General features: G+C 35.8%; 21 protein-coding genes, 3 tRNA genes and 1 pseudogene. 1 reads left to right on the top strand and 24 read right to left on the bottom strand.

Annotated elements, in window-relative coordinates; translation table 11 throughout:
• Window positions 1-311 precede the first annotated feature (311 nt).
• A complete protein-coding gene (locus CC92_RS0113145; RefSeq protein ID WP_029502457.1) occupies window positions 312-926 on the top strand; it encodes a hypothetical protein in 615 nt (204 codons plus the stop codon).
• Here CC92_RS0113145 and CC92_RS0113140 read toward each other — a convergent pair.
• From CC92_RS0113140 to CC92_RS0113025, 24 genes and pseudogenes are all read right to left on the bottom strand, one after another.
• Entirely contained in the window at window positions 923-1,630 is a 708-nt protein-coding gene (locus tag CC92_RS0113140; protein WP_029502458.1) for a PolC-type DNA polymerase III, read from the bottom strand. The two genes, CC92_RS0113145 and CC92_RS0113140, sit on opposite strands and share 4 nt — an antisense overlap.
• Before the next feature lie 104 nt (window positions 1,631-1,734).
• Window positions 1,735-2,430: an endonuclease III gene (gene nth, locus CC92_RS0113135; RefSeq protein WP_029502459.1), complete on the bottom strand. Its 696-nt coding sequence runs from the start codon at window positions 2,428-2,430 to the stop codon at window positions 1,735-1,737.
• 40 nt (window positions 2,431-2,470) lie between these two features.
• The gene (locus tag CC92_RS0113130; RefSeq protein WP_029502460.1) at window positions 2,471-4,312 is read right to left on the bottom strand and encodes a B12-binding domain-containing radical SAM protein; all 1,842 of its coding nucleotides are present in this window, start codon (window positions 4,310-4,312) and stop codon (window positions 2,471-2,473) included.
• Window positions 4,313-4,348: 36 nt separating this feature from the next.
• Window positions 4,349-4,419: transfer RNA gene (locus CC92_RS0113125), tRNA-Gly, on the bottom strand.
• Window positions 4,420-4,515: 96 nt separating this feature from the next.
• Window positions 4,516-4,601, bottom strand: a tRNA-Leu gene (locus CC92_RS0113120).
• A 4-nt stretch (window positions 4,602-4,605) separates the two neighbouring features.
• Window positions 4,606-4,687, bottom strand: a tRNA-Tyr gene (locus tag CC92_RS0113115).
• Window positions 4,688-4,832: 145 nt separating this feature from the next.
• A complete protein-coding gene (locus CC92_RS0113110) occupies window positions 4,833-6,935 on the bottom strand; it encodes a glycoside hydrolase family 13 protein (RefSeq protein WP_051650955.1) in 2,103 nt (700 codons plus the stop codon).
• A 610-nt stretch (window positions 6,936-7,545) separates the two neighbouring features.
• Window positions 7,546-8,082: a GNAT family N-acetyltransferase gene (locus CC92_RS0113105; protein ID WP_242841328.1), complete on the bottom strand. Its 537-nt coding sequence runs from the start codon at window positions 8,080-8,082 to the stop codon at window positions 7,546-7,548.
• Between the two features lie 35 nt (window positions 8,083-8,117).
• Window positions 8,118-8,381 carry a hypothetical protein gene (locus CC92_RS0113100; protein ID WP_029502463.1) on the bottom strand — a complete coding sequence of 88 codons (264 nt, stop codon included), beginning with the start codon at window positions 8,379-8,381 and terminating at the stop codon, window positions 8,118-8,120.
• A gap of 56 nt (window positions 8,382-8,437) precedes the next feature.
• Complete coding sequence (locus CC92_RS21725; RefSeq protein WP_051650667.1) at window positions 8,438-10,759, bottom strand: glycosyltransferase; 2,322 nt, start codon at window positions 10,757-10,759, stop codon at window positions 8,438-8,440.
• 27 nt (window positions 10,760-10,786) lie between these two features.
• On the bottom strand, window positions 10,787-11,230 hold the full coding sequence (locus CC92_RS0113090; protein ID WP_029502465.1) for a hypothetical protein: 444 nt from the start codon (window positions 11,228-11,230) through the stop codon (window positions 10,787-10,789).
• 169 nt (window positions 11,231-11,399) lie between these two features.
• A pseudogene (gene tnpA / locus CC92_RS20995) lies at window positions 11,400-11,869 on the bottom strand (IS200/IS605 family transposase).
• Between the two features lie 299 nt (window positions 11,870-12,168).
• Window positions 12,169-14,256, bottom strand: a complete 2,088-nt coding sequence (locus CC92_RS21720) for a glycosyltransferase (RefSeq protein WP_051650668.1) — start codon at window positions 14,254-14,256, stop codon at window positions 12,169-12,171.
• A 12-nt stretch (window positions 14,257-14,268) separates the two neighbouring features.
• On the bottom strand, window positions 14,269-14,691 hold the full coding sequence (locus CC92_RS0113075) for a methyltransferase domain-containing protein (RefSeq protein ID WP_051650669.1): 423 nt from the start codon (window positions 14,689-14,691) through the stop codon (window positions 14,269-14,271).
• A 52-nt stretch (window positions 14,692-14,743) separates the two neighbouring features.
• Window positions 14,744-15,844, bottom strand: a complete 1,101-nt coding sequence (locus tag CC92_RS0113070; protein WP_029502468.1) for a DegT/DnrJ/EryC1/StrS family aminotransferase — start codon at window positions 15,842-15,844, stop codon at window positions 14,744-14,746.
• Between the two features lie 34 nt (window positions 15,845-15,878).
• Entirely contained in the window at window positions 15,879-16,931 is a 1,053-nt protein-coding gene (locus CC92_RS21715) for a glycosyltransferase (protein WP_051650670.1), read from the bottom strand.
• Between the two features lie 10 nt (window positions 16,932-16,941).
• Window positions 16,942-17,745: a radical SAM protein gene (locus CC92_RS0113060; RefSeq protein WP_029502470.1), complete on the bottom strand. Its 804-nt coding sequence runs from the start codon at window positions 17,743-17,745 to the stop codon at window positions 16,942-16,944.
• 57 nt (window positions 17,746-17,802) lie between these two features.
• Window positions 17,803-18,183: a GNAT family N-acetyltransferase gene (locus tag CC92_RS21710; RefSeq protein WP_162175543.1), complete on the bottom strand. Its 381-nt coding sequence runs from the start codon at window positions 18,181-18,183 to the stop codon at window positions 17,803-17,805.
• Between the two features lie 59 nt (window positions 18,184-18,242).
• Window positions 18,243-18,956, bottom strand: a complete 714-nt coding sequence (locus CC92_RS0113050) for a WbqC family protein (protein ID WP_242841329.1) — start codon at window positions 18,954-18,956, stop codon at window positions 18,243-18,245.
• Window positions 18,953-20,251 carry a polysaccharide pyruvyl transferase family protein gene (locus CC92_RS0113045; protein ID WP_029502473.1) on the bottom strand — a complete coding sequence of 433 codons (1,299 nt, stop codon included), beginning with the start codon at window positions 20,249-20,251 and terminating at the stop codon, window positions 18,953-18,955. Before CC92_RS0113045 ends, CC92_RS0113050 begins: the two co-directional genes overlap by 4 nt.
• Before the next feature lie 296 nt (window positions 20,252-20,547).
• Window positions 20,548-22,377, bottom strand: a complete 1,830-nt coding sequence (gene ftsH, locus CC92_RS0113040; RefSeq protein WP_330372714.1) for an ATP-dependent zinc metalloprotease FtsH — start codon at window positions 22,375-22,377, stop codon at window positions 20,548-20,550.
• 18 nt (window positions 22,378-22,395) lie between these two features.
• Window positions 22,396-22,920 carry a hypoxanthine phosphoribosyltransferase gene (gene hpt / locus CC92_RS0113035; RefSeq protein ID WP_029502475.1) on the bottom strand — a complete coding sequence of 175 codons (525 nt, stop codon included), beginning with the start codon at window positions 22,918-22,920 and terminating at the stop codon, window positions 22,396-22,398.
• A gap of 31 nt (window positions 22,921-22,951) precedes the next feature.
• Entirely contained in the window at window positions 22,952-24,373 is a 1,422-nt protein-coding gene (gene tilS / locus CC92_RS0113030; RefSeq protein ID WP_029502476.1) for a tRNA lysidine(34) synthetase TilS, read from the bottom strand.
• 241 nt (window positions 24,374-24,614) lie between these two features.
• Window positions 24,615-26,198: a SpoIIE family protein phosphatase gene (locus CC92_RS0113025; protein WP_029502477.1), complete on the bottom strand. Its 1,584-nt coding sequence runs from the start codon at window positions 26,196-26,198 to the stop codon at window positions 24,615-24,617.
• Window positions 26,199-26,268: the final 70 nt, after the last annotated feature.

The raw sequence follows: 26,268 nt of genomic DNA, 5'->3' as shown, positions 1-26,268 counted from the left end.
GGCTGCCTCCATCAATAACTCTTATGTTCTATTGTTTGACATTTGGAATATATTTATGTATATTTTTCTTAAGTATATACTATTATAAATCGGTTTTAAAATGCGTAACTGTATTACATATTTAAGTAAATCGGTTTGACAATACGAAAATACGCACCTTCTATGAGAAGATGCTTAAGATTGTTGGTACCACCATTGCTAAAACGAGTACTACTACAATTACAACCGCCATGATTCGCTGCGACTTTTTATTACGAAACATACCTACACCTCTTTTCCAAATAAATTAAACATAAGAAAGGAATAACACTATGCCTATTATACTCGGTATCATTCTTATACTTGGAGCTTGGATTGCTTATCATAAAACAAAATCTGAAAGAGAACATAAAAGAGAATCCAAGTCTTTCTGGGACAAAGAAAATCAGTCCAACTTAGTTCGAAAAAAGGATTTATCTAATTTACCTTATATCACGATTCCTTATGACTCCCTACCAATAAAGGAAACCAGCGATCCCGAACTAGCTCATATACAAAAACAGTTGCATGAGCTACGCGAACAAAAAATTGTCAATCTGTCTCATATTACCAATACCGACTTAAAACTTGAATACGGAACTGCAAATCTTAATCTCTTAAGTTCCTATGATCAAAACTTTACCACCCTCATCCGCCTCTTAAACAAATGGGCAACCCTGTTATATGATAAAAACGAAAAACAACAGGCATTGGTGGTGTTAGAATTTGCACTCTCTATTGGGAGTGACATTAGTAGTTCTTACATTTTACTTGCAAGACTTTATCTGGAGTTAGATAAAAAGGAAGAAATCTCATCCCTCATTGCCCGTGCAAAAAGCTTACAAACAATCTTAAAAGATTCTATCTTAGATCAACTTTATGAGATGTACGGAAAAGAAGAGGCTTAATTTTTCATCCTTCCATATTGTAAAATAGTTTTATCGATAAATCTTGATGCCATACTTTTGCTGAAATCTAAAAGCCCTGACGGCACCTCTATTTTATGATAGTTAACCAAATCAAGCAAGTACTTTTTTTGTTTCTCTGTCATGGGCTCCTGTTTCTTTCCCTTGTATTTTAACGAAACCGGCAGAAATGTTGATTTAAAATTATCTTTAAATTCTTCATATAGTTTCTGATATAAGGTTGCAGCCGCAATTGCATCTTCTAATGCTCTGTGGCTGCATTCTCTTACGATTTGATAATGCTCACACATCGCTTCCAGATTCTTTCTTTCTAGATCTGATTTTAATGTTCTGGATAAATATAGGGTATCAATTCCCTGTCGTTCAAAACCGATCTTCAATCTTTCTGCAGCTGTTTTAATAAAACTATAGTCAAAAGATACATTATGTCCCAGGAGAACATCCTCTCCCGCGAAAGAAAGAAATTCTTCGATTACTTCCCTCTCTGTCCTTGCGTTCTTAAGCATCGCGTCCGTGATACCAGTTAATCCCGTGATTCTTTCTGGCAATGGACATCCTGGATTGATCAACTGCTCAAACTGCTCCCTTGGCTTATCATCTACATAGCGGATAGCAGCGACTTCTATAATACGATCTTTTTCCGGACTAAGTCCGGTTGTTTCTATATCTATGGCTAAGAAATTCATCCGAACCTTCCCCTCTTCCCTTTAGCTATTAGAAATCTTATGGGCGATGACACTTTATCGCACCTTAATGAGGTAGTTTTTACATTGAAATCATAGCAGCACACTTAGTTCTTTTTCACTACTTTATTATTCTTTAAATTCTCTTTACACAAATGAGACAAAAAGCATCGGTCACACTGCGGGTTTCTAGCGGTACAAAGCCCTCTTCCATGCGTAATAATTTGTATGTTATAAAGAATCCAATGCTCTTTTGGCAAGATTTTCATCAAGTCATATTCTATCTTTTCAGGATCTTCTTCCTTGGTAAATCCAAGTTTTTTTGAGATACGTTTTACATGTGTATCCACTACAATGCTTGGTTCATGAAAGATATTCCCCCGAATTACATTTGCTGTTTTTCTTCCAACACCTGCTAAATTTGTTAACGCATCGATGTCATTTGGTACTTCTCCATGGTATTCTCTAAGTAGAGTCTCACAACAGGAAATAATATTCTTTGCCTTATTACGGTAAAATCCAGTGGAATGAATATCCTTCTCTAGTTCTCTAAGATCAGCATTAGCAAAATCTTCGACGCTCTTATATTTTACAAATAAGTCCTTTGTTACGATATTGACACGCTCATCCGTACACTGCGCACTAAGCATTGTAGCAATTAACAGCTGCCATGGTGTTTCGTGATTTAAATAACATTTGTATTCCGTAGAATAATGCTCATCTAACAAAGCAAGTATCGCAGAAATTCTCTCTTTTTCAGCTTTACTAAGTCTTTTTTTTGTGATTTCGTTCTCACGTGCCATTCGTATACTCCTTTCAGCCAAATACCCCGGCTAGTTTACTCTACATGTTCACAGTGTCAATTTCCTTTTCCGTAAGGATGGTAAACTCTGCTTCTCCATGAAGCATTGATTTCTTTTGATAATCAAATTTTATAAAAAGGTCTTTTTTTACGATATCTCCACTAAAAACTGCTTCTACTATATCATAATCAAAGTGCTCTAAGTGTATCTGTTCGCCTTTTTTACTCGTTCCTTGTGAAGTCATATAAGCTTTGAATACCTTTTTGTACTCCTCCGGATATGGTGCAAAAGACGGTCTCGTCTTTAAACGCTCTCTGTGATATAAGTCAAATATCATAATCTGCTTTGCTACTGAGACAATCTTGGTATCAAAACACTCTTCTATAAAATCAAGCAAAATCTCATATCTGCGAATTCGGTTATGATTTAATCCAAATAGTCCAGAGTTATCGTAGTACCTCGCAAGGTCTTCGAAAAAAGCAAAAGGTGATGAAATAAAATGTTCTAAAAATGCAAGGGTATTTTTAAATTGCCCGCTGTTGTAATATACTTCGGTCATTTCTTCTACCCCTTTTAAACGAATGACATCAACATAAGAAAGCCACTTCGTATATAACACCTCATAAGGTGGTTTCGCTTTATATACGATACCATATTCCTTGCATACTTCCTCCATGTAGGAACCCTTTAATACCTTTAAGAAACCAAGTTGCAACTGATCAGGCTTCATCGCATATACTTCATTAAATGAGTTCCCAAAGCTATTATAATCTTCATACGGTAGTCCTGCAATTAAATCTAAGTGTTGATGGATGTTCTCCGCATTTTTAATTCTGGCTACATTCTCACTTACCTTGTTTAAGTCCATCCGACGATTGATTGCATCAATTGTCTTATTGTTTGTTGATTGCACACCTATTTCTAATTGTATTAATCCCGGACGAAGAGTTTCTAATAATGATAGTTGTTCTTCATCTAAGATATCTGCTGCTATCTCAAAGTGAAAATTCGTAATCCCATTATCATGCTCTTTTATAAATTGCCAGATTGCCATTGCATGAGATTTTTTACAATTAAAAGTACGGTCAATAAATTTAACCTGCGCTACTTTCTTATCTAAGAATAAACGAAGCTCCTGACATACCAAATCAATATCTCGAAAGCGTACTCTCTTATCGATTGAGCTAAGGCAATAACTACAAGAAAATGGACAGCCTCTGCTGGTCTCATAATAAATGATACGGTTAGAAAACTCAGATAACTCCATCGCCTCTTGATATAGGAAGGGAAGTCTTGTGAAATCCATCGGTTTACGAGCCTTTGTTACAATAACCTCTCCATTCTCCGTACGGTATGCAATACCTGCAATCTCTGATAGTAGCTTTCTTGCATCTTTCTCGTTGTTGCTAGAAAGAACCTTAGGAGTATCTTCGTCACATTTGATGTCTATATCTGCTGTTTCTACATTCCTTGAATGTAGAAAACTATTCTCAAGTTGAAAATAATACTCAGCTAATTCCGTAAAGGTAGCCTCCCCTTCACCAATCATAACACCATCTATTTCAGGAAGTCGCTTTAGACATTCCTCTGGGTCATAGCTTACTTCAGGTCCACCAAGCCATATCTTAACACTTTCATCTAGCTTACGGTATTCACGAATGATTTCTTCTACCATACTAATGTTCCAGATATAACAGGAAAATGCTAACATCGTTGGTTTCTTTCGGTAGATACTTTGCAGAATATCGTCTGTGTATTGATTGATTGTATATTCTGCTAACTCGATGTAATCTCTATACTCATTTGCATAACTCTTTAAGTAGTATATTGCAGGATTCGAGTGGATGTATTTTGCATTGATTGCAGTTAATAAGATTTTCATAGTTGGCTCCTTTCTGGTATTTTTGCGTACAAAAAAAGCGGGTGATGGGAATCGAACCCACGTATCTAGCTTGGAAGGCTAGTGTTCTACCATTGAACTACACCCGCATGTGAATTATGTTCGAGATACATATATCTCATAGTTGTAACTGATATGTTATTACTTCAAAATCTAATAATTAAGCTCTACTGTCAGTTAGTAGATGCCGGCGACCGGAATCGAACCGGTACGGGAGATTAGTCCCGCAGGATTTTAAGTCCTGTGCGTCTGCCAGTTCCGCCACGCCGGCTAAGTGGATGGAGAAGGATTCGAACCTTCGAAAGCGTTGCTAACAGATTTACAGTCTGCCCCCTTTGGCCACTCGGGAACCCATCCATAGTACTGACAAGGATTGATTATAGCACAATTGTTTTAATTGTACAAGCCTTTATTGAAAAAAAATTAATTATTTTATAAGTGGCAAAAGTAGGAAATATCATACATTCGGGTTACGTAAAGAAAATGATGAACTTTCTCTATACTATACTTCTTGCTTTAGATACATCAGTCTCTTTGGATAATTTTTTGCTATTAAACTAGAGTGAGCTTTTAATTTTAACCTTAAATCTCCTTGGTCAGGATAATACACCTTGGCATCCACAGCAAATCCAGAATCATCCGTTGCAAACATACGGACCATTGGGTAATTATATGGAACACCAATTTCCCAAACTGGTACAGAAACTGTCACTTCGTAATCATTGTTATTCAATAGAATTAAAAACTGATCTTCTAAATCAAATCGACCATAACTTACCACTCCATGAAAGGAAGTTAAGAACTTCAAAGAACCAACTTTCAATGCTTGATATGATTTCCGTAATCGTATTAGTTCCTTATGAAGACGAATTAACTCCTTATTCTCATTTCCCCAAGGATAGGTTCTTCGATTGTCCGGGTCAGTCCACCCACATAATCCAGCTTCGTCGCCATAATAGATGGTCGGAGCTCCTGGCCACGTCATCTGAAGCACAACTGCTTCTCTCATCACTGACATTTGAATTCCAGCTTCCGCCAAATGAGCCCCTACACTATTCGTTCTACCAACCTTTCGATTCGTTCTTGTTAGGAACCTCGAATGATCATGATTGGAAAGCTCATTCATAGCTACTTGTAGTGATTGCGTTTGGAATTTTCCCATATAATGATTCATAGCATTGATAAAATTGCTGTGATTGGATAACATATCCTCACGATATTGATCACTATGCTTTTCCATACCTGTAAAAAACCAAGTCACAGGCTCCATAAAGGCATCGTAGTTCATGACAGAATCCCATTCATCACCCTTTAGCCATTCCGATGGATCTCCATAGTGCTCTGCTAAGATAAGCGCTTCTGGATTGGCTTCTTTCACCGCCTTTCGAAACTCCTTCCAGAAACAATGATTATATTCTACGGTATAGCCTAAATCAGCCGCTACATCAAGTCTCCAGCCATCCACAGAAAATGGCGGTGACACCCATTTTCTAGCGATCTCCATAATATACTCTCGTAACTTTTCAGATTTTTCATAGTTTAACTTCGGAAGAGTATCATACCCCCACCAACCGTCATAGGAAGTATTATAAGGCCAGGAATCTTTTCGAAACTGAAAGAAGGTATGATAAGGACTTTCATTTGAAACAAATGCTCCTTTTTCAAAACCTTTCGCATCTTCATAAATTAATTCTCGATCCAGCCACTTATTAAAAGAACCACAATGATTAAAAACTCCGTCAAGAATTATCTTTATTCCACGCTTGTGTGCCTCTTCTACTAAGCTTTGAAATAACTGATTCGAGGCTTCAAGATTTTCTAAGTCTGTTACCCTTTTAATATATCTAGTTGCCTCCTTGTTGCTCTGAGTTGCTATGTTAAGCACCTCACCTTCATCCTGTTTGATAACTCCATAATGTGGATCTACGAAATCGTAGTCTTGTATATCATATTTATGATTAGAAGGCGAGACAAAAATAGGATTCATATAGATTGCATCAATCCCTAGATCCTCTAAATAATCTAATTTTTTTATTATACCGGCCAGATCTCCACCGTAAAATTCTCTCACGCCATTGACAGCCGGGTACTTATTCCAGTCTAACACCCGTGCTGTACTTCCCCCTATGTAATGATACTCATTGTCTAGTACGTCATTTGACACATCTCCATTATAGAAACGGTCAACGAATATCTGATAGAATACAGCACCCTTTGCCCAGTCAGGTGTCTTATATCCAGCAAGTATAGTAAATTCTTTTTCTGGTGCTATCTCTTCCGTTACACCAGCAGCGTCATAAAAATACGTCTTATCACCTTTTACCAACTCAAAATAATAAGATTCTCGATCTTCCCTTACCTCAAATGCTACCTCATAATAATCAAACAGCGCTTCCACCAGCCAAAGTTTCATAGGAAGTTTTTGATTATTATTAATCAACCATATTCCATTTACGTCGTTATGCTTCACTCGAATACGAATCTTCACCTGTTCGAAAAGATTTGGCTCTTGTGGACTTCGATATAATATGGTTCCATCACTAAAAACAGCCTCTTTGCAAAAAGGGGCTTCTTCTAACTGTATCTCTTCTATTTTTTCTTCCATAACCTGTCCGTCATTCCACATGATTTTTACCATCACTCCAATAAGCCCTTGCACAACATTGTAAGCTTATTTTAACTGATAATTAACCCAATTACAATAAAAACCATCCGCACAAATCTCGGAAACAAGCCATTAATGGACGATTTCTTACAAAGTAAAAAGGACAGCTTCACGGGTGCTGTCCTTTTCGGAGAAGGTATTTTTGTTACTTATGGGGTGTAGCAAAAACTATATAATGTATTGGGGTTTACGATTATTAGTATAGCATGAGGGAACACTTAAGTGTGCACAAAGTTTATATCAATTTAAAAATGTTTTTAGTAAAAGTGCCAACCGTTACCTATACTTTATATTTTACACCCGTAAAAAATGACAGATTTAGACATGGATAAAGTTGCCTTTTTGTATTTCATCTTCTACTCCTTCTTTCCTAGATAGATTCAACTAGAAGCTTGGTATATTTACTTACCTTCTTCCATTCTCTGTTTCAACATTCTACAATAGAGAATGGAAAGATTCCTTCCCGGTAATCAGAGCAAACATTTACAATTTTGGATCATTCACGAAATAGAAACAAATTCTCTCTCGGCTAAATATTAAGAAAATAAATCTAGTTATTTATAAATTCTTTGTTATATTCTGATTTTTCTTTCTCTAATATCATAACATAGTTAGTCAAAGAGACTCCCCCTCTTATCACCTGCTGCTCTTTTACAACTTGATAGCCTCGCTTAAGAAAGAAAGGCTTTGCGGTAATAGAAGCATGTGTCGTTATCTCCTTACTTCCATTTGTAAAGGCTTGTGCTTCTAACGCATCACATAGTCTAGTAGCAATTCCTAACCCCTGGTAATCTTTATGAATATAAAGACGATCAAGATACCCTGTAGCATCAATATCTGAAAATCCAAGAATCGAAGATCCATCGGTAGCAACTAAGGTGTAATGGTTTAAAAAAGAGTCATTCCATTCCTTTAGATTTACCTTTCCATTCGCCCATACCATTCTTTGTTCCAGGGAGTAATCCTTTACATTGATATGGTGTACTGTTTGATAAAAGAGTTCTGATATCTCCTTACAATCGACTGGTTGGTAAGGGCGAAGTTGTATTGCCCTACTGTTTTCCATACTTATATTACTCTCTTCCATTGTTAATTCCTCTTATTGTTTAGTACTATCATTGTTTATTTCGAGATTTTTCCGATTAACTCTTTTGCTTCATTTAACATAGCTTTAGGAACATAGATAATATACTCGTACTCATAATCCTTATTCTGACCAAATGTTCCTGTTCTAGCCCTTGTGTCTGACAATGCAGACGGGCTATTTCGATTTATCGTCTTTACGACATAATCAATGTTATTCCCTGTAAGTATTTCTCTTATATTGGCTTGCTCTTTCATTGAAAATGTAGTATATAACTCTCTGCGATTAAACATTGTAATCATTGATAACCTCCACTCTTCATTTTTATATCCCTTATGAATCAAGCTCTAATGTTATATTATTTACTATTTATTAATTGTACCTTTATAATATAATCTGGTTTTTCCTCATTTACCTCCTCTTTTATCCAAATTACCTTTAATTCCTTATTGTTCGGAAGCATTTTCTCTAGCTCCTCTTTTTTTACAGTTCTCATAACACCATTTTTCCTATAATGTTTCGAAAAACTAATGATTATAGAACCTGGTTTTTTCACATATCGATATAGCCGCTTCAATACTTCCGGAGGATTCTTCAAATGTTCCAAAACATTACCTAACAGGATATAATCAAATCTACTTTCTTCAAAAGGAAGCTCCATCGTTTCGATATCTCCCTTTATTATTCTCGCTAGATTGTTTCCAATCCTAACAACCTCTGGTTCCTTTTCAATACCAATTACCTCACTATTTGGAAATAAACTCTCAGCTTTAGCAATTGTTGCTCCTAAACCACATCCAACATCTAAAATTCGAAGTCTAGAGAAAGGTTCTTCTTCTATTAATTTAAGTAAATCTGTACGCACCCAACTAAAGCTGTCAATTTCCATTCCATGCTTCTCAATTAACTTCTTACGATTACTGCTTAATAATTCATCAAAAGCTCTTTTGTTTTTACGAAATCCCACACTACCAAAATGATATATGAAGCTATTTTTGCATAAAAGCTGCGTATAACCTTCCTTTAAAAAACGGTAACCAATATCATTATCCTCATAATTTCCTGGCGTGAATCTCTCATCCAAATAACCAACCTTTTCTAGCGCTTTACGCTTAAACATCACAGCAAACCCCATAAGCCAAGCTTTTTTTTCATAAGGGTATTTCATAGGTATGTTATGCTCTTCCCCATATTTATACCATGCTTCTGGACTTCCCTTTTTTGCCGTGACCATCTGGTCATTATTGGCATGATTGCTGACACTACCTGCAGCGCCTATCTTTTCATTTTCATATAATCCCATTCGAAGCCAAAACAAAGCATTCGGTGGAACTATCGTATCATTATTTAGTAAAAAGATATCATTCTCGGGTTCTGCAGCAAGAATACCTTGATTACAACCACTAGGAAACCCTTTGTTTTCCTCATTGCAAATCACCTTAATAACAGGATTTCTTCTGGTAGAATTATTCTTTGTCTCTTCTGATTTCTTAAGATTCTGAAGCCAAATAGCGCTTCCATCTGTTGATGCATTATCAATGATTACTAGTTCTCCTGCCTCTTTTGGCATGCTCTGACAGAGGCTATCAATACAAAGAGAGGTAAGTTCCATACCATTATAAGATAAAATGATCACAGATACTGGACGAACCTCTATCTCTCCAGATAGTAATAGTTCTTCTTTCACACTTCTTACATATTCTTTGTCTTCATTATTACAAAAAAATTCAGAATTTTCATAACATAGAAAGGCCTGATTTTTATTCTTTTCCCTATAATAATTACCAAGCATAAAATACAGTTCATAATTTCTACAATTATAAGAAAGTCCTTTTCCAATACAACAATAAGCTTCATACTCTTTTTGTTCCGCAAAAAGTAAACTAGCTTCAAAAATAGCCATATTATCGTTATAAAAGACTTTCTCTTTATACTCCTCTAGCAAACTCTTAGCTTCTTGTAATGCTCCTGTATTGATTAGTAATCCTATTCTTTCTTCAACGGAAAAATCACGATTTTCTATTTGTAATCTGTATTCGTTTAAAAATCTATCTCTTTCTTCTTCATATCCTCTATTAATATCCATTCCACACTCATGAATTAGCCATGGTGATTCCTGACGTACTACCGCAGCTATATACCCTGCCCTAGCAAACTCAAGACACTGTGAGGTATCATAAAAATGCCAACCCCGACAAATATCTTCACGCCACATAATGTCATACTGTGTCATTAGAAACTGTCCATCTAAAGCCTGCACCTCACAATATGGTTCTTTCACTTCTCCTAGTTCCAGAAGCTTAAGACACTCTAGATTATCCTCTAATGTTTTACCTATGCAACTATCACTCTCCCACCAGATTCCATTTCTTGGGAGTTTTTCACAACCAATCACCCCTAATATTCCAATATGAGGGTTTTCCGAAAAGATTCGTATACTTTCCTCTATCAATAGTGGATTAATGATAAATACATCATGGTGCATATATATTTTATATTTAGCATCACTTCTGCTCATTGCCCGATTATAACCCTCTGTCATTGACAATGCGTCATCAATAATAATGAGCTCTCTCTCTATTCCAATAGGAAGTTTCAGCTTCTCTATGTATTTGATGATCTCTTCCCGGATTTCCCTCTGATTAGAGCAACTAATAAATGCGATTTTATTTTCCTTCATCTTTCCTCCCTATATAAGTTAGTTGCTCTAATTGACAAGAGCGTGTAAGGCCTTAGCCATCTCAAAATCACTATTCTCTTCGTAACACTTTTCTAATAATAAAGCCATTCTTTTTCGATCATAGCTAAATAGTGAAATCATCATAAGAAGCATAAATCTTGAAATCTCAAGTTCAAAAAACTCTTTGCTTATTCCTTGGTCTATTCCAAATTCTATCCTTCTAAGGCAAAACTTGATCTTGTAATAAAGGTTCACAAGGCTATCGAAATCTTTACAATCTTCTCTCCAAAAAAGTCCTGTTCGATTTTCTGCAGTTTCTAATTGAGCTATTTTTAGAATTACAGAAAAAGCTGTCATTCTTTTATCAGATTTTTCTACCTCACCAATCTTTTCATATAACTTTATACAACTTTCTAGGTCATGTCTCTTAATATGGTAATCAAACTGATTTTTTAATTCTGAATAATCCACTTATAATTTCCCCCTCTACTACAACCATTCCTTAATCAGCACCACCAGTGTGAACTGGTGGTTTGCTCTGCCCCTGTAAGGGGCTATTGCCGGCATGGACCTCAAAGGTCCTTCGAAAGTAAAGGCCCCAACCGCACCACTTTCTCTGGCTAACCCTTACAAGGGTTTATTATTTGCCTTTTATTACTGGCTCACCCGTGAACGGGTCAATAAATTCTTTCAAACTTAGTTGATCTTCTGCTTGGTCATCCATCAACTGGCTTCTGATGTATTCTTCTATTTTCTTTGCATTTTTTCCAACTGTATCTACAAAGTATCCTCTACACCAGAATTTTCTATTTCCATATTTGTATTTAAATTTGAATGTCTATCAAATATCATCAATGAACTTTTTCCCTTCAAATACCCCATGAATTCCGAAACGCTTATATTCGGTGGTATTCTAACTAGCATATGCACGTGATCTTTGCAGCATTCAGCCTCTATAATTTCTACACCTTTCCTTTTACACAATGTACTTAGTATATTTGCAACATCTGCCTTTATACTTCCATAAATTATCTGCCTTCTAAATTTCGGTGCAAAAACAATATGATATTTACATTCCCATGTTGTATGTGATAATGTATTCTTATCCAATTGGATACCTCCTTTGTTATATTTAGTGCGGTTTGAGACCCACACTTATTATAACAAAGGAGTTTTATTATGAAAATGCTAGAAGCCATTGTGATCCACCGGCCTAGCCGGTGGTTTATTAAAGATAGCCCTACAAAAAAAGGCAGCTGCAACAACTATGCATCTGCCTAATTCTAATAAATTAACATAAACAAGGTGCTGCTTTTTCCCTTTAATAATCAGTGATATCTCTTTAATTCCTGAACTTTAATAACCCTAAAGAAGCATCTAACATCTTTACTATAGATTAATTTTTAATTCTAAAGCTTTTTAGCAAAAATAAATGCATACAGACTCAAACCAAAATCTATAGTCTGATTATCTAACGTTAGCATATGAATTAATATCTCACTCTTTTCTGGCATATTCTGCAAAATATCTTCCAAGCACAAATGATAAACTAATCCTCCCGTATTAATAATTGTTGGATTTTTAAAGTATTTTTTTACTGCTGGTATAATATTTTCCGAATCTGCTGCCTCAGATGGATCTGTATTCATCATCTGCTGTAGTGTTGGTGTAGATAAAAATCTGGGATATTTATTACCATTCCTACTCTCAAAATATTCTTCCGTAAGGTATAGACGAATGCCATTAACAATTGCCATTTGCATGTCTGTCCATTGGAATCTACTGTTCCCTATAAAATCATTACAGAAAAGTAAACCCTCCGGATTTAACAGTTCACAAGAAATCCTGATTGCATTATCTGCACTTTGCATATGATGAAGACTATTATCCCAGAAAACCAAATCATAGTACTCTTTTTTATCTGCCATCGTATAAATATCACCACATATAAAATCCATCTGGTGTTCTACACTTTGATTTTTAGCATTTTCTTTGCCCTTCTCAATCATTCCTTGCGCTATATCTACACAAGTAAAGTGTTTCACGATACCTTCTTTTATTAGATGAATCTCTTTTTGTGCACTGCCACATCCAATAGAAATAGCTCTTTCAAATCCTCCAGCAGGTATTAAGTTCTTGTCTTTTAGCAACTGGATAGGTCCTGAATTCCATCCATCAATCTCTTTCCCACATATCGTTTTATTATAGTGCTGAATTATAGTAGGTGACTGCCACCATCTAGTTCTATCAGGATCCTCCTTGTAATTTGACCAGTATTCTGCTTCTTTTTGTCTTTTTGATATATATTCCTCATCCTTTTTTGTAATACTTAATTTACCTTCTTCAATCTTTTTTTGCATAGACATAATAATTTCTGCATTTCTAAAATTATTCTCAGATTGATAAGCCTTCACAATCAAATCAAAAACCTTTTTCCTATCAATTAGGTTAGTAATTATGGAAATCATAATTTCTATAGGAGAAATTTGATATTTCTTAATCCATATAAGAATATTTTTTACCTCGGCTTTTTCTCCCACCTCTAGTCTTCGAAGATAAAACTTAATCCTTGTATATCGTTCTAATAAATCTAATGTTGACAAATCCATTTGCAATAACATGGATTCGTTTAAACATTCTCTCTCCAATTTTGAAATCGTAAAAATGTTCCTTAACAATAGCACATTTTTATCCATACCATTCTCTTCAAAGCTATTTATGAGACCTTCTGCCTCATTGATTCTGCCTTGATTAATTAAGATTTCAATTTCCTTATAGACTTGTTTGGTTAGCGATTGTAGCTCATAGCTATGCTTAAATGGATACTCTTCCCATGTTCCAGAAAAAAACTCAGGATAAGCCTCAAACATAATTTTTCTATTTTTATCATAATTGATTAGATTACTATAACCGCAGTCATGAATAGCCCATGCAATTTCTTGATATGGAATTGCTATCTGATAGCCCGCTTTAATAAACTCAAAAGATTGCGAGATGTCATAAAAATCCCACTGCTTTAAAATATCATCTCTCCATCTCACATCATATTGTGTTGCTAAGAGCATTCCATCTAGGGCATCAACAAGTATATATGGTTCTTTTTGATAAAAACAGGTATCTACCGCCAATGACCAATCGCAAGCAATCGTTCTACCGCAGTTCCAAGCATTGTATATAACACCGTTTTTAGGAAGTCTTACCCCTCCAATTAGACCAAGCATCCCAATCTGTTCCTCTGCCTGAAATACATTTAACATATCAGTAATAAAGTTCTGATTACAGATAAAAACATCCTGATGCATATACACTTTATATTTTGCATCGGTGCTTTCCATAGCTGCATTATAAGCTTCTGTCATCGAATCTGCTTCTCTTACAGCAATAATATCGATTTCAAATCCCGCTGGTAATATCAACTGACTTAGAAACCAACAACACTCTTCATAATATAATTCATTGTTAACACAGATAATAAATGCTATCTTCTTTTCGTTCATTGTTTTCGCCCTTTACTTCCTAACTACATAAAGTGTAGCTGTATCCGATAGACCATTTTTTTTAAATAACTGTTCTCCAAAATATTCTTTACCTAAGCACTTTAATGAAAATCCACTCTCAGTAATTCGCTTCATAACGTCTTGTTTCGCATACTTTCTAACATGATCCCCTTGACCAAATCGTCTCCAGTTTTCTTCTTCTGAACAACCAATTTCCTCGTCTTTTTCTAACATATTTATGTCTAACGGTACTAAAAGTAATTCTATTCCATTTGGTTTTAATATTCTATGTAGTTCTCTCAAAGCTTTCCTGTCATCTGGTACATGTTCCAATACATGTGAGAAAATCCACATACTATAACTATTATCTGGTATCATGTTCATATCTTGTAGATCCACTTGAAAAGTTACACCAAAACGCTTATCATTTCCCATACTTTATTTTTAATGAGTAATTTATACTAGAGCAACTACTCGTCCATTTATATTAGCTCACTATCAGTGTGCATATTCTTTCTATCTCAGTCTCTTCTAAATCAGAATATAGAGGTAAAGTTAATATCCTCTCGGATACATATCTTGCATTCTTTAAATCTAGGTTCTTGTATACCCCTTGAAAGCACTGCTGATCTGCTGTGATAGGATAAAAGTATTTCCTAGCATAGATGTTATGTTCTCTTAATCTATCATAAACTTTATTCCTATGTTCTTCACTAGAAAATAGTACCGGATAATACCCATAATTAGAATTGATTCGCAAATTCTGTTTTCGTAATCTAATATCACTTCTACTTGTTAATCGCTCATCATAATAAAAAGACTTTTCAGCTCTTTTTTGGATCTCTTTCTTTACATATTTTAAATTACATAACCCCATTGCTGCACAGAACTCATTCATTTTTCCATTTGCTCCAACAGAAGCCACAACCTCTTCTGAGCGTATTCCAAAATTCTTTAAATCAAATAGTTTTTCATATAAATCATCTTTCCAAAAGCATATTGCTCCACCTTCAATTGTATTAAAAACCTTGGTGGCGTGAAAACTTAGCACTGATGCATCTCCAAGACTTTCTACTGGTACTCCATCTATCGTTTCACCAAATGCATGAGCTGCATCATAGATAACTTTTAGATTATTTCTCTTTGCGATATTATCAATCTCTAAATAGTTGCATACATTTCCATATACATGTACGGGAAGTATTGCAACTGTCTTATCCGTTATTAGAGACTCTATTTTAGCCTCATCTATAGTAAAATCACTAAGCTTTATATCACAAAATACAGGAATCATGCCATTTCTAATAATAGCATGGGTTGTAGATACAAAAGTATAAGGCGTTGTAATGATTTCACTGCCCACTGGAAAATCCATAGCCTGAATTATCATTTCTAATGCTATGTGTCCATTCACCATAAGTGAAATATTAGGAACACTTAAAAAGTCTTTTAACTCCCTCTCCAATCTTTTATGATAATCACCCATATTCGTTAACTTATGAGTATCCCATATTGGACGTATCATCTCAATATAATCCTCATAGGTAGGCAAAGATGAACGAGTTACATATACAGGTTTTTCTATCATATTGTACTCCATTTCTGCTTATCCACCTGTTCTCCTAACGATTTGCTTCCATAATACATTGACCCATCTCACGCATAATGCTCTTTCTTTCTTCCCCAGCTAAAAATAGTTTTGCACATCCTATCTCTGTCTCTAACTGAAAAAAATCTTTTTTACTAAAGCTATATTTTTCCGTAAAACATTCCTGAACTTTTTTATTTTTGTAGATATCATAAAAATAAAAGACTGCTGCTTGGCGACTTAGCTCTTCTCTTGCTCTAACTAGCACAAAAAACTTTTCACATTGAATTTCTTCTGGGGTTTGTGGTTGTTTATTGATTAACATATCTTGAAAGGCTGTCATAAAGAAACTTTGTTCCATTTCTGCTATTGTTTCATACCACATATAACACTCTTCACTTTGGTGTCTAGCTAGGTTTTCTTTTGTCCCAGCACTCACATTAATAGCACTTGCAGAATTATGCCAACGAAAACTCATTAGTTCTTCCTCAATAATATGTATCTTTTTTGTTTGAACTAACTTTACCCACATCTGAAAATCTGGTATCTGTCGAAACGCTTTATAATTGTTATTAATCAGCTGCCTATAAATATCTGTCCGTATTAATATCGATGGATGGGCAAGACAGTTCCCTCTCTCATAAAAAAATCGCATCCACTCTTCAGGGCTTCTGTTATTTTGCTGAAATGCATCAATCCCTGTTACCCTTTCTCCATGTTCATTAACTTGAGCACACCAAGTAAAACACGCGGCACAATCTGGATTTTCCTCCAAATAACGGATCTGTTTCTCTAATTTTTTTTCATACCAAAAATCATCTGAATTGAGTAAAGCTGTGTATTCATTGTCTAATCTACTAAGAAGAAACATAGTCTGTCCCCCTTGATTTTCATCAAAGAAATGAATTTCTCTAACTTTCTCATCGTATTGTATTAGTTTTTCTCTCGTTCCATCACATGAAGCATCATCTGCTATATAGACATCAAAACTCTGATACGATTGGTTTAATACACTATCAATAGCTTGTTCTACAAAATCTACATGATTATAACAGGGAATAATCACACCAACCTTTTTATTTTCCATTGTCTTCTCCTTATTTAAGTTGTTCTGCTGGATAATGCCTTGGAACATCATTTCGTAGCCCTATACAATATCCGCAAGAGGTTACACTTTTTTGACTTAACATTTGTCTAAGCTTATCCTTCTTTCTCTCTATCGATATATCATCAAGAAGTGAAATAAACTCTCCTTCTACCCTAGGGATAATTCCATGTTTCATTCTCCAATAAGAACGTGAACAATTATGTAGCTCTCCTTCATTAATAAGATAATATTTTCCAGACTTATGAATGCATTTTTCCCCATGACTATCCCGATCCTCTAGATTAAAAATCTTTTTTTCATGATTTCTAAAGTCTATCCATCCATCAAAATATAAGTTATCACCATGAAAGCTAGAGATTCGGTAAGTTATTTCCCTCTCCTCAAGTTTCTGTGCAATATCATGTATTTTAGTAGACAATTCTCCATAATCACTTAATACAACTCTAGTTTGATTTGCATGTTCAGCAAATAATTTCAGAATATCCTCTGGAATATCAAGAGTTCCATTTGTTACAAAATCCACTGATCTTGTAATCTGCCCAGAATATGTATATAGAAGCTTCATAATATCATACAAATCAGGGTTTAATAATGGTTCTCCTCCGGTCACAGTAAACACCCCCACACTGTCAACAAGCTCAAAATAGCGATTCAATATAACACCTGCTTCCTCATATGATACATCCTTAGGCTCTTTATAATAAGGAATAAAAGCAAGACAAAGCTTACACCTTAACGTACATCTTTGAGATACACAGAATCCTGTTCTTAATAAATCTATTTGTTTTTTCATTTAATTTTGTTTCTCCTATGGTAACTTCCTATTTTTGTAAATCCTTTGTGGATTCCTCTATTTAACTTTATATATCATCTTGATCCAATTTTCTTCTATAATCTCAACTTCGAAACCGGACTTTTCATAAAAATGAACTGCTTTTGTATTACTATCCAATACTCTTAATGTAATTACCTCTATCTTATATTCCTTGGCTACTCGAATCATCTCGTCTATCAGTTTAGAGCCAATTCCTCTTCTACAGAAATCAGGTAAAATACCAATAGAAGTGATATAACCAATTCTCTGATTTAGGTATACAGCGCAGCTACCACAGGTAACTTCACCCTCCATTGCATAAAATAAATCTGCATTTTGAGCAAGTTTTTCAACGTACTCATCAAGTACTACTCTACCAGTAAGAGGAGGTATCATAATATCCTTTAAAACATTCATATGTTTTCTTAGCCGCTCCTTGTCACAAGGTGGCTTCTCATGATATATCGTTATATCTATCATAATAAATTATACCTGTCTAACATTTTATTTATTGTACTTATATCATTAAACATCATAACATCCAGTATAGATAGTCCTGAGATAAATAAATCACCCTTTTGTTCATACTCTAAAAGTTCAACTTGCTGAAATTGTATCTCTATCTTATTTCGATGATATTTATCAACATCAAAAAAGCTCTTTCCTCCTGGTGGATTCCAATACGAAGTCACCCCTGGTATTGCTTTGCATATAGATAATGCCCATTCATCAGCCGCATTTACAGGCTCTATGGTAAGCCCCATATCTGAATACATGCAAATAGGAGTAGTAATCTCAAGATATTTACACACTTCTATCAGGCACTTTAGATTAAAATGTGCAATATCATGAACTTCATCACGGAATGCCTCCTCTAATACTTTTCTTACCTTCCAGTAATATGGAGCATATCTATAATGGCTTAACTGATCTAATATTCTATTCTTCCATGGCATTTCATTATTAATTTCTATTTCCTTAATCATAGTCTTTTGACTATGACTCTTTAAAGGAACAGCGATATACTGCCAACCACCTGTCTGTTTTAAAATACGATTTCTTTCTATCCAACCATGACGTATAAACTGGACCTCATCCAGAAGAATAAATATGTCTGTATGCTTTATTAATGAAAAATATCCCAGATAAGGCATAAAGTAGGGTTGCATTATCCCTAGCCTTTTACTCATACTAAACGCCCCATTTCATCAAATGCGTCTCTTGATAATTGTTTCACTTCCGGAATTCGTTTTTCTAGCCTCTGTTTTATTTCATTTCGATTACGATAGCAAATGTCTATTTTCGTGAGAAGATCTTTTTTATCTCCTGGTTCACTTACTAACTCACCAACTCCTGCAAGGGAAGCAAATCCATACATCTTAGTACTTGGAATAAAACTCTTTTCATAAGTGATAAACACAGTTGGAACGCACTGGCTAATTGCAGCTACAGATGCATGCACTCGTCCTGTTACCATGAGATCGAACCTACCAATTATGGATTTTATCATTTCTGGCAGGTATGGCTTGTCAATGCAAATAACTTCCTCCATATTTTTAATTAAACCACGTTTTTTTACTACCTCATATAATTGATTCAAAATTGGGTAGTCCCTTCCATTGATTAACTCAAAGTTTGGCGGTAGTGTAAACCCATTGGTATGAGAAATTAAAATAACCCTTCCACCTAATACATTTACAATATATTCAATTGCTTCAGCAAAACAACTATACTGCCACTCTTCTCTTGGCCACATATCATAAGGACCAACAGGCATATTAAACCCTCCGATTGTAAAACCAACCAATGGTCTCTCGCCCTTAACGTCTTTTAAAATATTATCAACCTGTAATTCCTTCTTCTGCGATAGTTCCGGTTGATACAAAAATGCAGGACAAGCAAAGTCTTTTACTTTATCCACGCAAAATCCCCATTCACCTAGATTTCTGCTTGAAACAGGCTCTCTATTGACAACCAGGTCAAAGTTATCAAATATCAATTTAGCAAATTTTCTAGTTACCTCTTCTGTAAAAGGTCCAGGGGTACCACCGAACAGCACTGTTTTTTTCCCTAGTAATTGTGCAGTGCCCATTTTATATAAATCAACTAGAAACCTTCCGTGTCCTACGTGTTCAGCATTATCTCCCCACATATCTCCAGACACATTAATTATCAAGTCGCAGTCTCTTACATAGGTTGCATAGGGAGTGGTAACCTCTTTATGTTTCCTTACCGCTTCATACTCTTCTCTCGCTAACTCAATCTCATTCTCCCGCCAAGCATAATACCATTCTATAGGAAGACATTTCACTTTTTCTTTTTCTATAAACTCCTTTGTCATTTGAAAAGTCGTTGTGATCTCTCCATCAGGAAACACCCGATGTAGCTCTCGAAACAAAGGTTCAATAATATAATAATTACCAACGTTACCAAACTGGAGCCTTCCCCAGTGAAGCGTACAAAGCCCTGTCACTAAAATTCGCAATTTTAACCTCCCTAATACTTTTTCTACCTAATTAGCCTTTATTCGACATTTTTATTCTACTTTCATTATACCTTGTATCACTTGTTTTCGCAATTAGACATACTCACATAAAGGATAGAGAAATCTAAAAGAAAGTACTATTTTTATAGAATTAAGGACTAATTACCCATACTCTACTGGATACAACACCTCAAAAAGGCAGGAAACAAACGTTTCCTGCCAACATAATATCCATATGAATCGTAAAAAATATTATTTACTCTCAATCTTTCATTTCAGATTATATAATTTAAATCTTAAACTTCCTCTGGCACTTCAAATAAAGACTCAAACTCTTCTCTTGTAATACGCTCTTTTTCAATTAAGCGTTCTGCACAAGAATGAAGCACATGCATATTCTCTGAAAGAATTCGTTTTGCTTCTTTATAGCATTCATCAATGATTTTCTTAACTTCTTCATCAATCTTACTTGCAACAGCTTCACTCATGTTCTTTGTATGAGCGAGATCTCTTCCGATAAATACTTCTTCATCGTCATTCTCATAGTTTACCATACCGATACTCTCTGTGAAACCATAGCGAGTAACCATACTACGAGCAGTCTTCGTTGCCATCTTAATGTCTTGAGAAGCACCTGTCGTGATATCATCGAAAATCAATTCTTCCGCAATTCTACCACCAAGACTTACGATGATATCTTGACGCATCTTACCGCGTGTATTAAACATCTCATCTTTTTCTGGAAGTGGCATCGTGTAACCTGCTGCCCCTCCTGTAGGAATAATCGATATTGTATAAACCGGTCCAACATCAGGTAAGACATGGAATAAAATCGCATGACCTGCTTCGTGATAAGCAGTAATCTTCTTTTCTTTGTCGGAAATAACACGGCTCTTCTTCTCTGTACCAATTCCAACCTTAATGAAGGACTTCTTAATATCCTCGCTTAAGATAAAGCTTCTATCATCTTTCGCAGCACTAATCGCTGCTTCATTTAACAAATTCTCAAGATCTGCACCGGTAAATCCAGCGGTTGTCTGAGCTACTTGTGTTAAATCAACATCATCACCAAGTGGTTTATTCTTTGCATGAACAGCAAGAATTTCTTCTCGGCCCTTTACATCTGGTCTACCCACTAAAACTTTTCGGTCAAAACGTCCTGGACGAAGGATCGCCGGGTCAAGAATATCAACACGGTTGGTAGCTGCCATTACAATAATACCTTCATTGGCACCAAAACCATCCATCTCAACAAGTAACTGATTTAATGTTTGCTCTCTTTCGTCATGGCCGCCGCCCATACCAGTACCTCTTCTTCTGGCTACAGCATCAATCTCATCAATAAAAACAATACATGGGCTGTTTTTCTTTGCCTCGGAGAATAAGTCACGAACACGGGATGCACCGACACCGACAAACATTTCTACGAAGTCAGAGCCGGATATCGAGAAGAATGGAACTCCTGCCTCTCCTGCTACTGCCTTTGCAAGTAACGTCTTACCGGTACCAGGAGGCCCCTCTAATAAGACACCCTTAGGGATACGAGCACCCACCTGAATAAATTTCTTAGGATTTTTCAAGAAGTCAACGATTTCTTTCAGCTCTTCTTTTTCTTCAGCCAGACCTGCTACATTCTTAAACGTTGTATTCTTCCCTTCATCCATTGTCATCTTGGCACGACTCTTACCAAAGTTCATCACCTTGTTATTACCACCGCCGCCACCACTTACCTGACTGGTTAGGAAGGAAAACATTAAAATAATAATTACAAAACCGATTAAGTAAGGTAGTACACTTGTTAAAAACCAGCTTGGTTTCTCTATGTCATGTACATAAGAAGCAACACCATTGGCCCTAGCATCTGCTTCTGCTACCTCTGCACTCGTTACATAAATGGTATAAGTCTTTCCATCGGATAAATTAACCTTTACACGGCCGGTTGGAGCCTCCTCATTTTGATAAATATCCACTGATGCCACCGAACCGCTTTGTAAATCAGCTACATAATCGGTATAGCTGTGTTTTACAGAACTATTACTAGCAAAACTCTCAGACAGATATACTGCTGAGATAATAATTAGTAGGATAATAACATAAAAGCCATATCCCCTCATCGACTTTTTCAATACAAAACCTCCTTTTTATTATACTGTTTGAACCACTCCAATGTATGGAAGATTTCTATAAATTTGGGCATAATCCAGACCGTAGCCAACTACAAATTCATCCGGAATCTGGTATCCCGTATAGTCCACTTTAACGTCAACTTCTCTTCTGCTAGGCTTATCTAAAAGAGTACAAAGCTTTAAGCTGCTTGGTTGACGGTTTTTTAATAAATCTAATAAATAAGACAAAGTTCTTCCAGAGTCAATAATATCTTCTACCACAAGAACATCACGTCCTTCAATACTTTCATCTAAGTCTTTTAAGATTCTAACACGCCCGGAGCTAACTGTGGAATCTCCATAGCTGGAAACGGACATGAAATCAATAGTTACTGGTACTGTAATATGCTTTGAAAGTTCTGTCATAAAGAACACACCACCTTTTAATACACAAATTAAATGTAGCGTTTTTCCTGCATATTCTTTACTTATCTCTTCCCCAAGTTCTTTAATCTTTTTACCTATTTCCTCTTCTGATATGAGTACTTTTATATTTTCTGCCATTGTATTGCACCTCTTTCTCTTCTCTTTACTACTAGCTATCTGCGGTAACGGATAACACCCAGTTCGTATTCTGATCTATACGATACGCCTCGCTTGAGCGGACACCTACTGCCCAAAGTACATGACTATCACATACTACCAAGGGTATCTTATCACGTTCCTCTCGCGGAATTTTCTGATCAACCAACAAAGATTTTAAACTTTTTGTTTTTCCCTGCGGATGAATCATAAGAAAATCGCCCTCTCGTCTTGTTCTTAAAACAACAGCATCTCTTATTTTATCATAATCATACCATTTCGTATAGCTATTTTTTGGTATCGCCAAAGATTTTTCATAAGGAAATAGCCTTATTTCAAAGCCTTTCCCTAAAAAATCTACCCTTTGAACTGTCCCCTTTTTCATAGAATCCTCATGATCAAGCGTAAGAGGAATTTCGACTGGCTGAATATTTCTATCCCCATCCTTTCTTTCCGAGTATAGCTGACTATCATAAACAATAAGAGTATTATACCCTCGCTTTAAAATAATATGATTTGGCAAATGAATTTCCTTACCAACTTGGCATTTACTTAAATGTGCTCCATCGGTAAGGTGTATCATTTCAATATCTTTCAACCCACTAATTGATTTGATTGCTTTACGGAGAATTTCACGCTTTATTAAGTCCTCATAGGACGAGAATTCCTTTAATTCTAACGTCACTTTCCCTTTCGAAAGAGTAGCGATCTTTCTAAATTCTCTCTCCGTTACCTGGTCTAAGTAGTTTGCAACTTCCGTTAATTGATCCGAAAGAGACGTGATATGCTCTATTGCTCTTTCATTAATCTCCTTCGTGACAATCGGAAGAATACTAAGCCTAATTTTATTTCTAGTATAGTCATTTGATAGGTTCGTGCTGTCTGTACGATAAGATATGTTCTCTTTTAACAAAAAGTTTTCAATTTCTTCTCTTGTAACGCAAAGAAGCGGTCGAATAATCTGACCGCGCTTCTTCGGAATTCCTGTCATACCGGTTAGACCTGTTCCACGGAACAGATGAAATAATACCGTTTCCGCATTATCATTTCGATTATGTGCTACCGCTATTTTATGAGCCTTAACACGTTCACATTCCTGTTCAAAGCTAAGGTATCTCAAATTTCTTCCGGCTTCCTCTATCGTAGTCCCTGAAATTTCTGCTAATCTCTTAACATCTTCATGAACGCAGTGAAGAGGGATGGATAAACTTTTACACAAATCCCCAACAAATGCTTCGTCCTCATCTGCCTCCATCCCACGCAACATATGATTCACATGAACTGCATACAATTTTAGCTGATACTGCTCCCGTAACCTATGAAGGCAAGTTAAAAGGCATACCGAATCTGCACCTCCTGATACCCCTACAACAATGGCATCAAAAGGCATAAGCATCTCCTGTTTTTCTATAAAGTTCTCCACTTTCTTTAACATTGCATCCTCACACAACTTTCTTAACGTACTCCTAAAGTCTTTCTCAGTAAGACTATTTCTAAACCTAGTATGATAGCTTATCAGAAGTTTATTTATAAACTTCTGATAAAAGGTGCGCTTTTTGCACCGTAAATCGGATGATTGGAACACGCTTTTAGTTCCGATCATATACTGTTTTCTGCCCTAAAAAATGAGTTAACTGTATTTTATCTCTTCTTCTATAAAATAGCAACCTTCCATATTACTTTTTCCAGATACCAGTAACTAAGACTGTCATATCATCCGCTGGTATATATCCATGCTTTTCAAGTGCAGCTGATAGAATTGTATTTGCAATTTCCTGTGGTGATTTATATGGAATATTTTTTATTAACTCTTTAAAATACCCCTCTTTGTCCTCTTCTTCAACGCAATCTATTACTCCATCGGATACCATGATAACATAATCTCCATCATAAAGCTTTTTACTCTTACTGTCATAATCGACGTGATTTAGAATTCCTGCTGGCATACTGCTAGAACTAATAGTCTCAACAAAATGATCCCTCTTAATAAAGGTGGTTGCTGCACCGATTTTTACAAATTCACAGGTACCTGCACACAAGTTAACAATACATAAATCAATCGTGGATGACATGGAATACTCCGACCGTAAAACGAGTACCGAGTTGATAAGCTTAATTGCAGGTTCTTCACGAAATCCTGCTTCTAAAAACTGTTCCAATAATTCAATAACCATTTCACTTTCTTCATAAGCTTCACTACCACTTCCCATACCATCCGATAACATCATAACGACATCCTGACTATCTGGATAGAGAAAAGAGAAATTATCTCCATTTAATTCTCCTTTCTTTTTTGAAGCTCTGGATACCCCTGTTAATACTTTAAAGTTTGCATCCTCACAAAAGACATAATCATCGTATACCCGTCCAATTACATTCCTCGAATCCTCTCTTGGTACAAAATGCTTTTCTAAAGCATTTCCAATTAATACTGCTGCTTCCTTTGTTGTTAGACATCTACCGTTTTTGCATCTTGCTCTTATGTGTAGTTCCATCCCTCTATTTTCCCGTTCGAACATCAATACTCTTTGTACTTTGATTCTATGTATACGCAGTTTTTGATTTATTTTTCTTCGCTTTAATTCAATCACTTCTCCGTTATCGCAAAGATTTCCTGAAAAATCCTTTACGATTCTGGCTATCTCTCCAAGCTGTCCTGCAACTGCTTCTCTACTCTCTACAATTCGATTGTGCCATATCATTTTAAGGCGTGCTGTACTAAGGTTACGGTTTGCTTCCTCCACAAACTCAGGAACCTGAATACATTGAATCCTTAGCATATCAGGCATATCATCTACGGTAACATTGCCTTTTCCTTTTGCAAGTTCAAGGAGATTCCATGTTGCTTGATAACTTTGATTAAAGTTCCTATCCCAGCATACACCACACTTTTTACAATTTTTGCATAGGTTTGTACTGATGTCTTCTAAGACCAACTGCATGTCCTCCGTATTTAATACGGTCTTGGGGGATGCCATATAGTCAAAGCTTGACGCTAATTTATGAAATGACCCTGCAATCCCCTCTAATTTCTTACGTGCTGTGTTTTCAAATTCATCTTTCACATAATGTTCTCCATTGTTAACTGAACCACTTCCCTGCAGCAATCCAACAATCACCGCTGCGATTCCTATCAATATGATAACGATGGTAGCTAAAATCAGATACCTTGCTACAACATTCGGACTTGCATTAAAAAAAGTAACTAACGCAACAACAACCCCCGCCAATGGCAATAACCAGCTTCTTCTCTTCTTCATAAGAACACGCCGTCCTTCCCTTATCCGTATTTTTCCCTGCCTTCCTGCTCCTTACCTAAAATCATTTTTT

Source organism: Lachnoclostridium phytofermentans (assembly GCF_000733755.1).
In the GTDB taxonomy this organism is placed as follows: domain Bacteria; phylum Bacillota; class Clostridia; order Lachnospirales; family Lachnospiraceae; genus Lachnoclostridium; species Lachnoclostridium phytofermentans_A.
Note: the sequence above shows the minus strand (reverse complement) of the source record. Positions and strands in the feature narration are given on the sequence as shown.

Excerpts from the sequence above, each read along its gene's own strand:
- CC92_RS0113130 (WP_029502460.1), bottom strand. The coding sequence starts at position 4,312 with ATGAAAATCTTATTAACTGCAATCAATGCAAAATACATCCACTCGAAT.
- CC92_RS21715 (WP_051650670.1), bottom strand. The coding sequence starts at position 16,931 with ATGGAAAATAAAAAGGTTGGTGTGATTATTCCCTGTTATAATCATGTA.
- CC92_RS0113140 (WP_029502458.1), bottom strand. The coding sequence starts at position 1,630 with ATGAATTTCTTAGCCATAGATATAGAAACAACCGGACTTAGTCCGGAA.
- CC92_RS21725 (WP_051650667.1), bottom strand. The coding sequence starts at position 10,759 with ATGAAGGAAAATAAAATCGCATTTATTAGTTGCTCTAATCAGAGGGAA.
- CC92_RS0113060 (WP_029502470.1), bottom strand. The coding sequence starts at position 17,745 with ATGAAAAAACAAATAGATTTATTAAGAACAGGATTCTGTGTATCTCAA.
- hpt (WP_029502475.1), bottom strand. The coding sequence starts at position 22,920 with ATGGCAGAAAATATAAAAGTACTCATATCAGAAGAGGAAATAGGTAAA.
- CC92_RS0113110 (WP_051650955.1), bottom strand. The coding sequence starts at position 6,935 with ATGGAAGAAAAAATAGAAGAGATACAGTTAGAAGAAGCCCCTTTTTGC.
- CC92_RS0113105 (WP_242841328.1), bottom strand. The coding sequence starts at position 8,082 with ATGGAAGAGAGTAATATAAGTATGGAAAACAGTAGGGCAATACAACTT.
- CC92_RS0113145 (WP_029502457.1), top strand. The coding sequence starts at position 312 with ATGCCTATTATACTCGGTATCATTCTTATACTTGGAGCTTGGATTGCT.
- CC92_RS21710 (WP_162175543.1), bottom strand. The coding sequence starts at position 18,183 with ATGAATGTTTTAAAGGATATTATGATACCTCCTCTTACTGGTAGAGTA.
- tilS (WP_029502476.1), bottom strand. The coding sequence starts at position 24,373 with ATGTTAAAGAAAGTGGAGAACTTTATAGAAAAACAGGAGATGCTTATG.
- CC92_RS0113025 (WP_029502477.1), bottom strand. The coding sequence starts at position 26,198 with ATGAAGAAGAGAAGAAGCTGGTTATTGCCATTGGCGGGGGTTGTTGTT.
- CC92_RS0113075 (WP_051650669.1), bottom strand. The coding sequence starts at position 14,691 with ATGGGAAATGATAAGCGTTTTGGTGTAACTTTTCAAGTGGATCTACAA.
- CC92_RS0113070 (WP_029502468.1), bottom strand. The coding sequence starts at position 15,844 with ATGATAGAAAAACCTGTATATGTAACTCGTTCATCTTTGCCTACCTAT.
- CC92_RS21720 (WP_051650668.1), bottom strand. The coding sequence starts at position 14,256 with ATGAACGAAAAGAAGATAGCATTTATTATCTGTGTTAACAATGAATTA.
- CC92_RS0113100 (WP_029502463.1), bottom strand. The coding sequence starts at position 8,381 with ATGATTACAATGTTTAATCGCAGAGAGTTATATACTACATTTTCAATG.
- CC92_RS0113050 (WP_242841329.1), bottom strand. The coding sequence starts at position 18,956 with ATGAGTAAAAGGCTAGGGATAATGCAACCCTACTTTATGCCTTATCTG.
- nth (WP_029502459.1), bottom strand. The coding sequence starts at position 2,430 with ATGGCACGTGAGAACGAAATCACAAAAAAAAGACTTAGTAAAGCTGAA.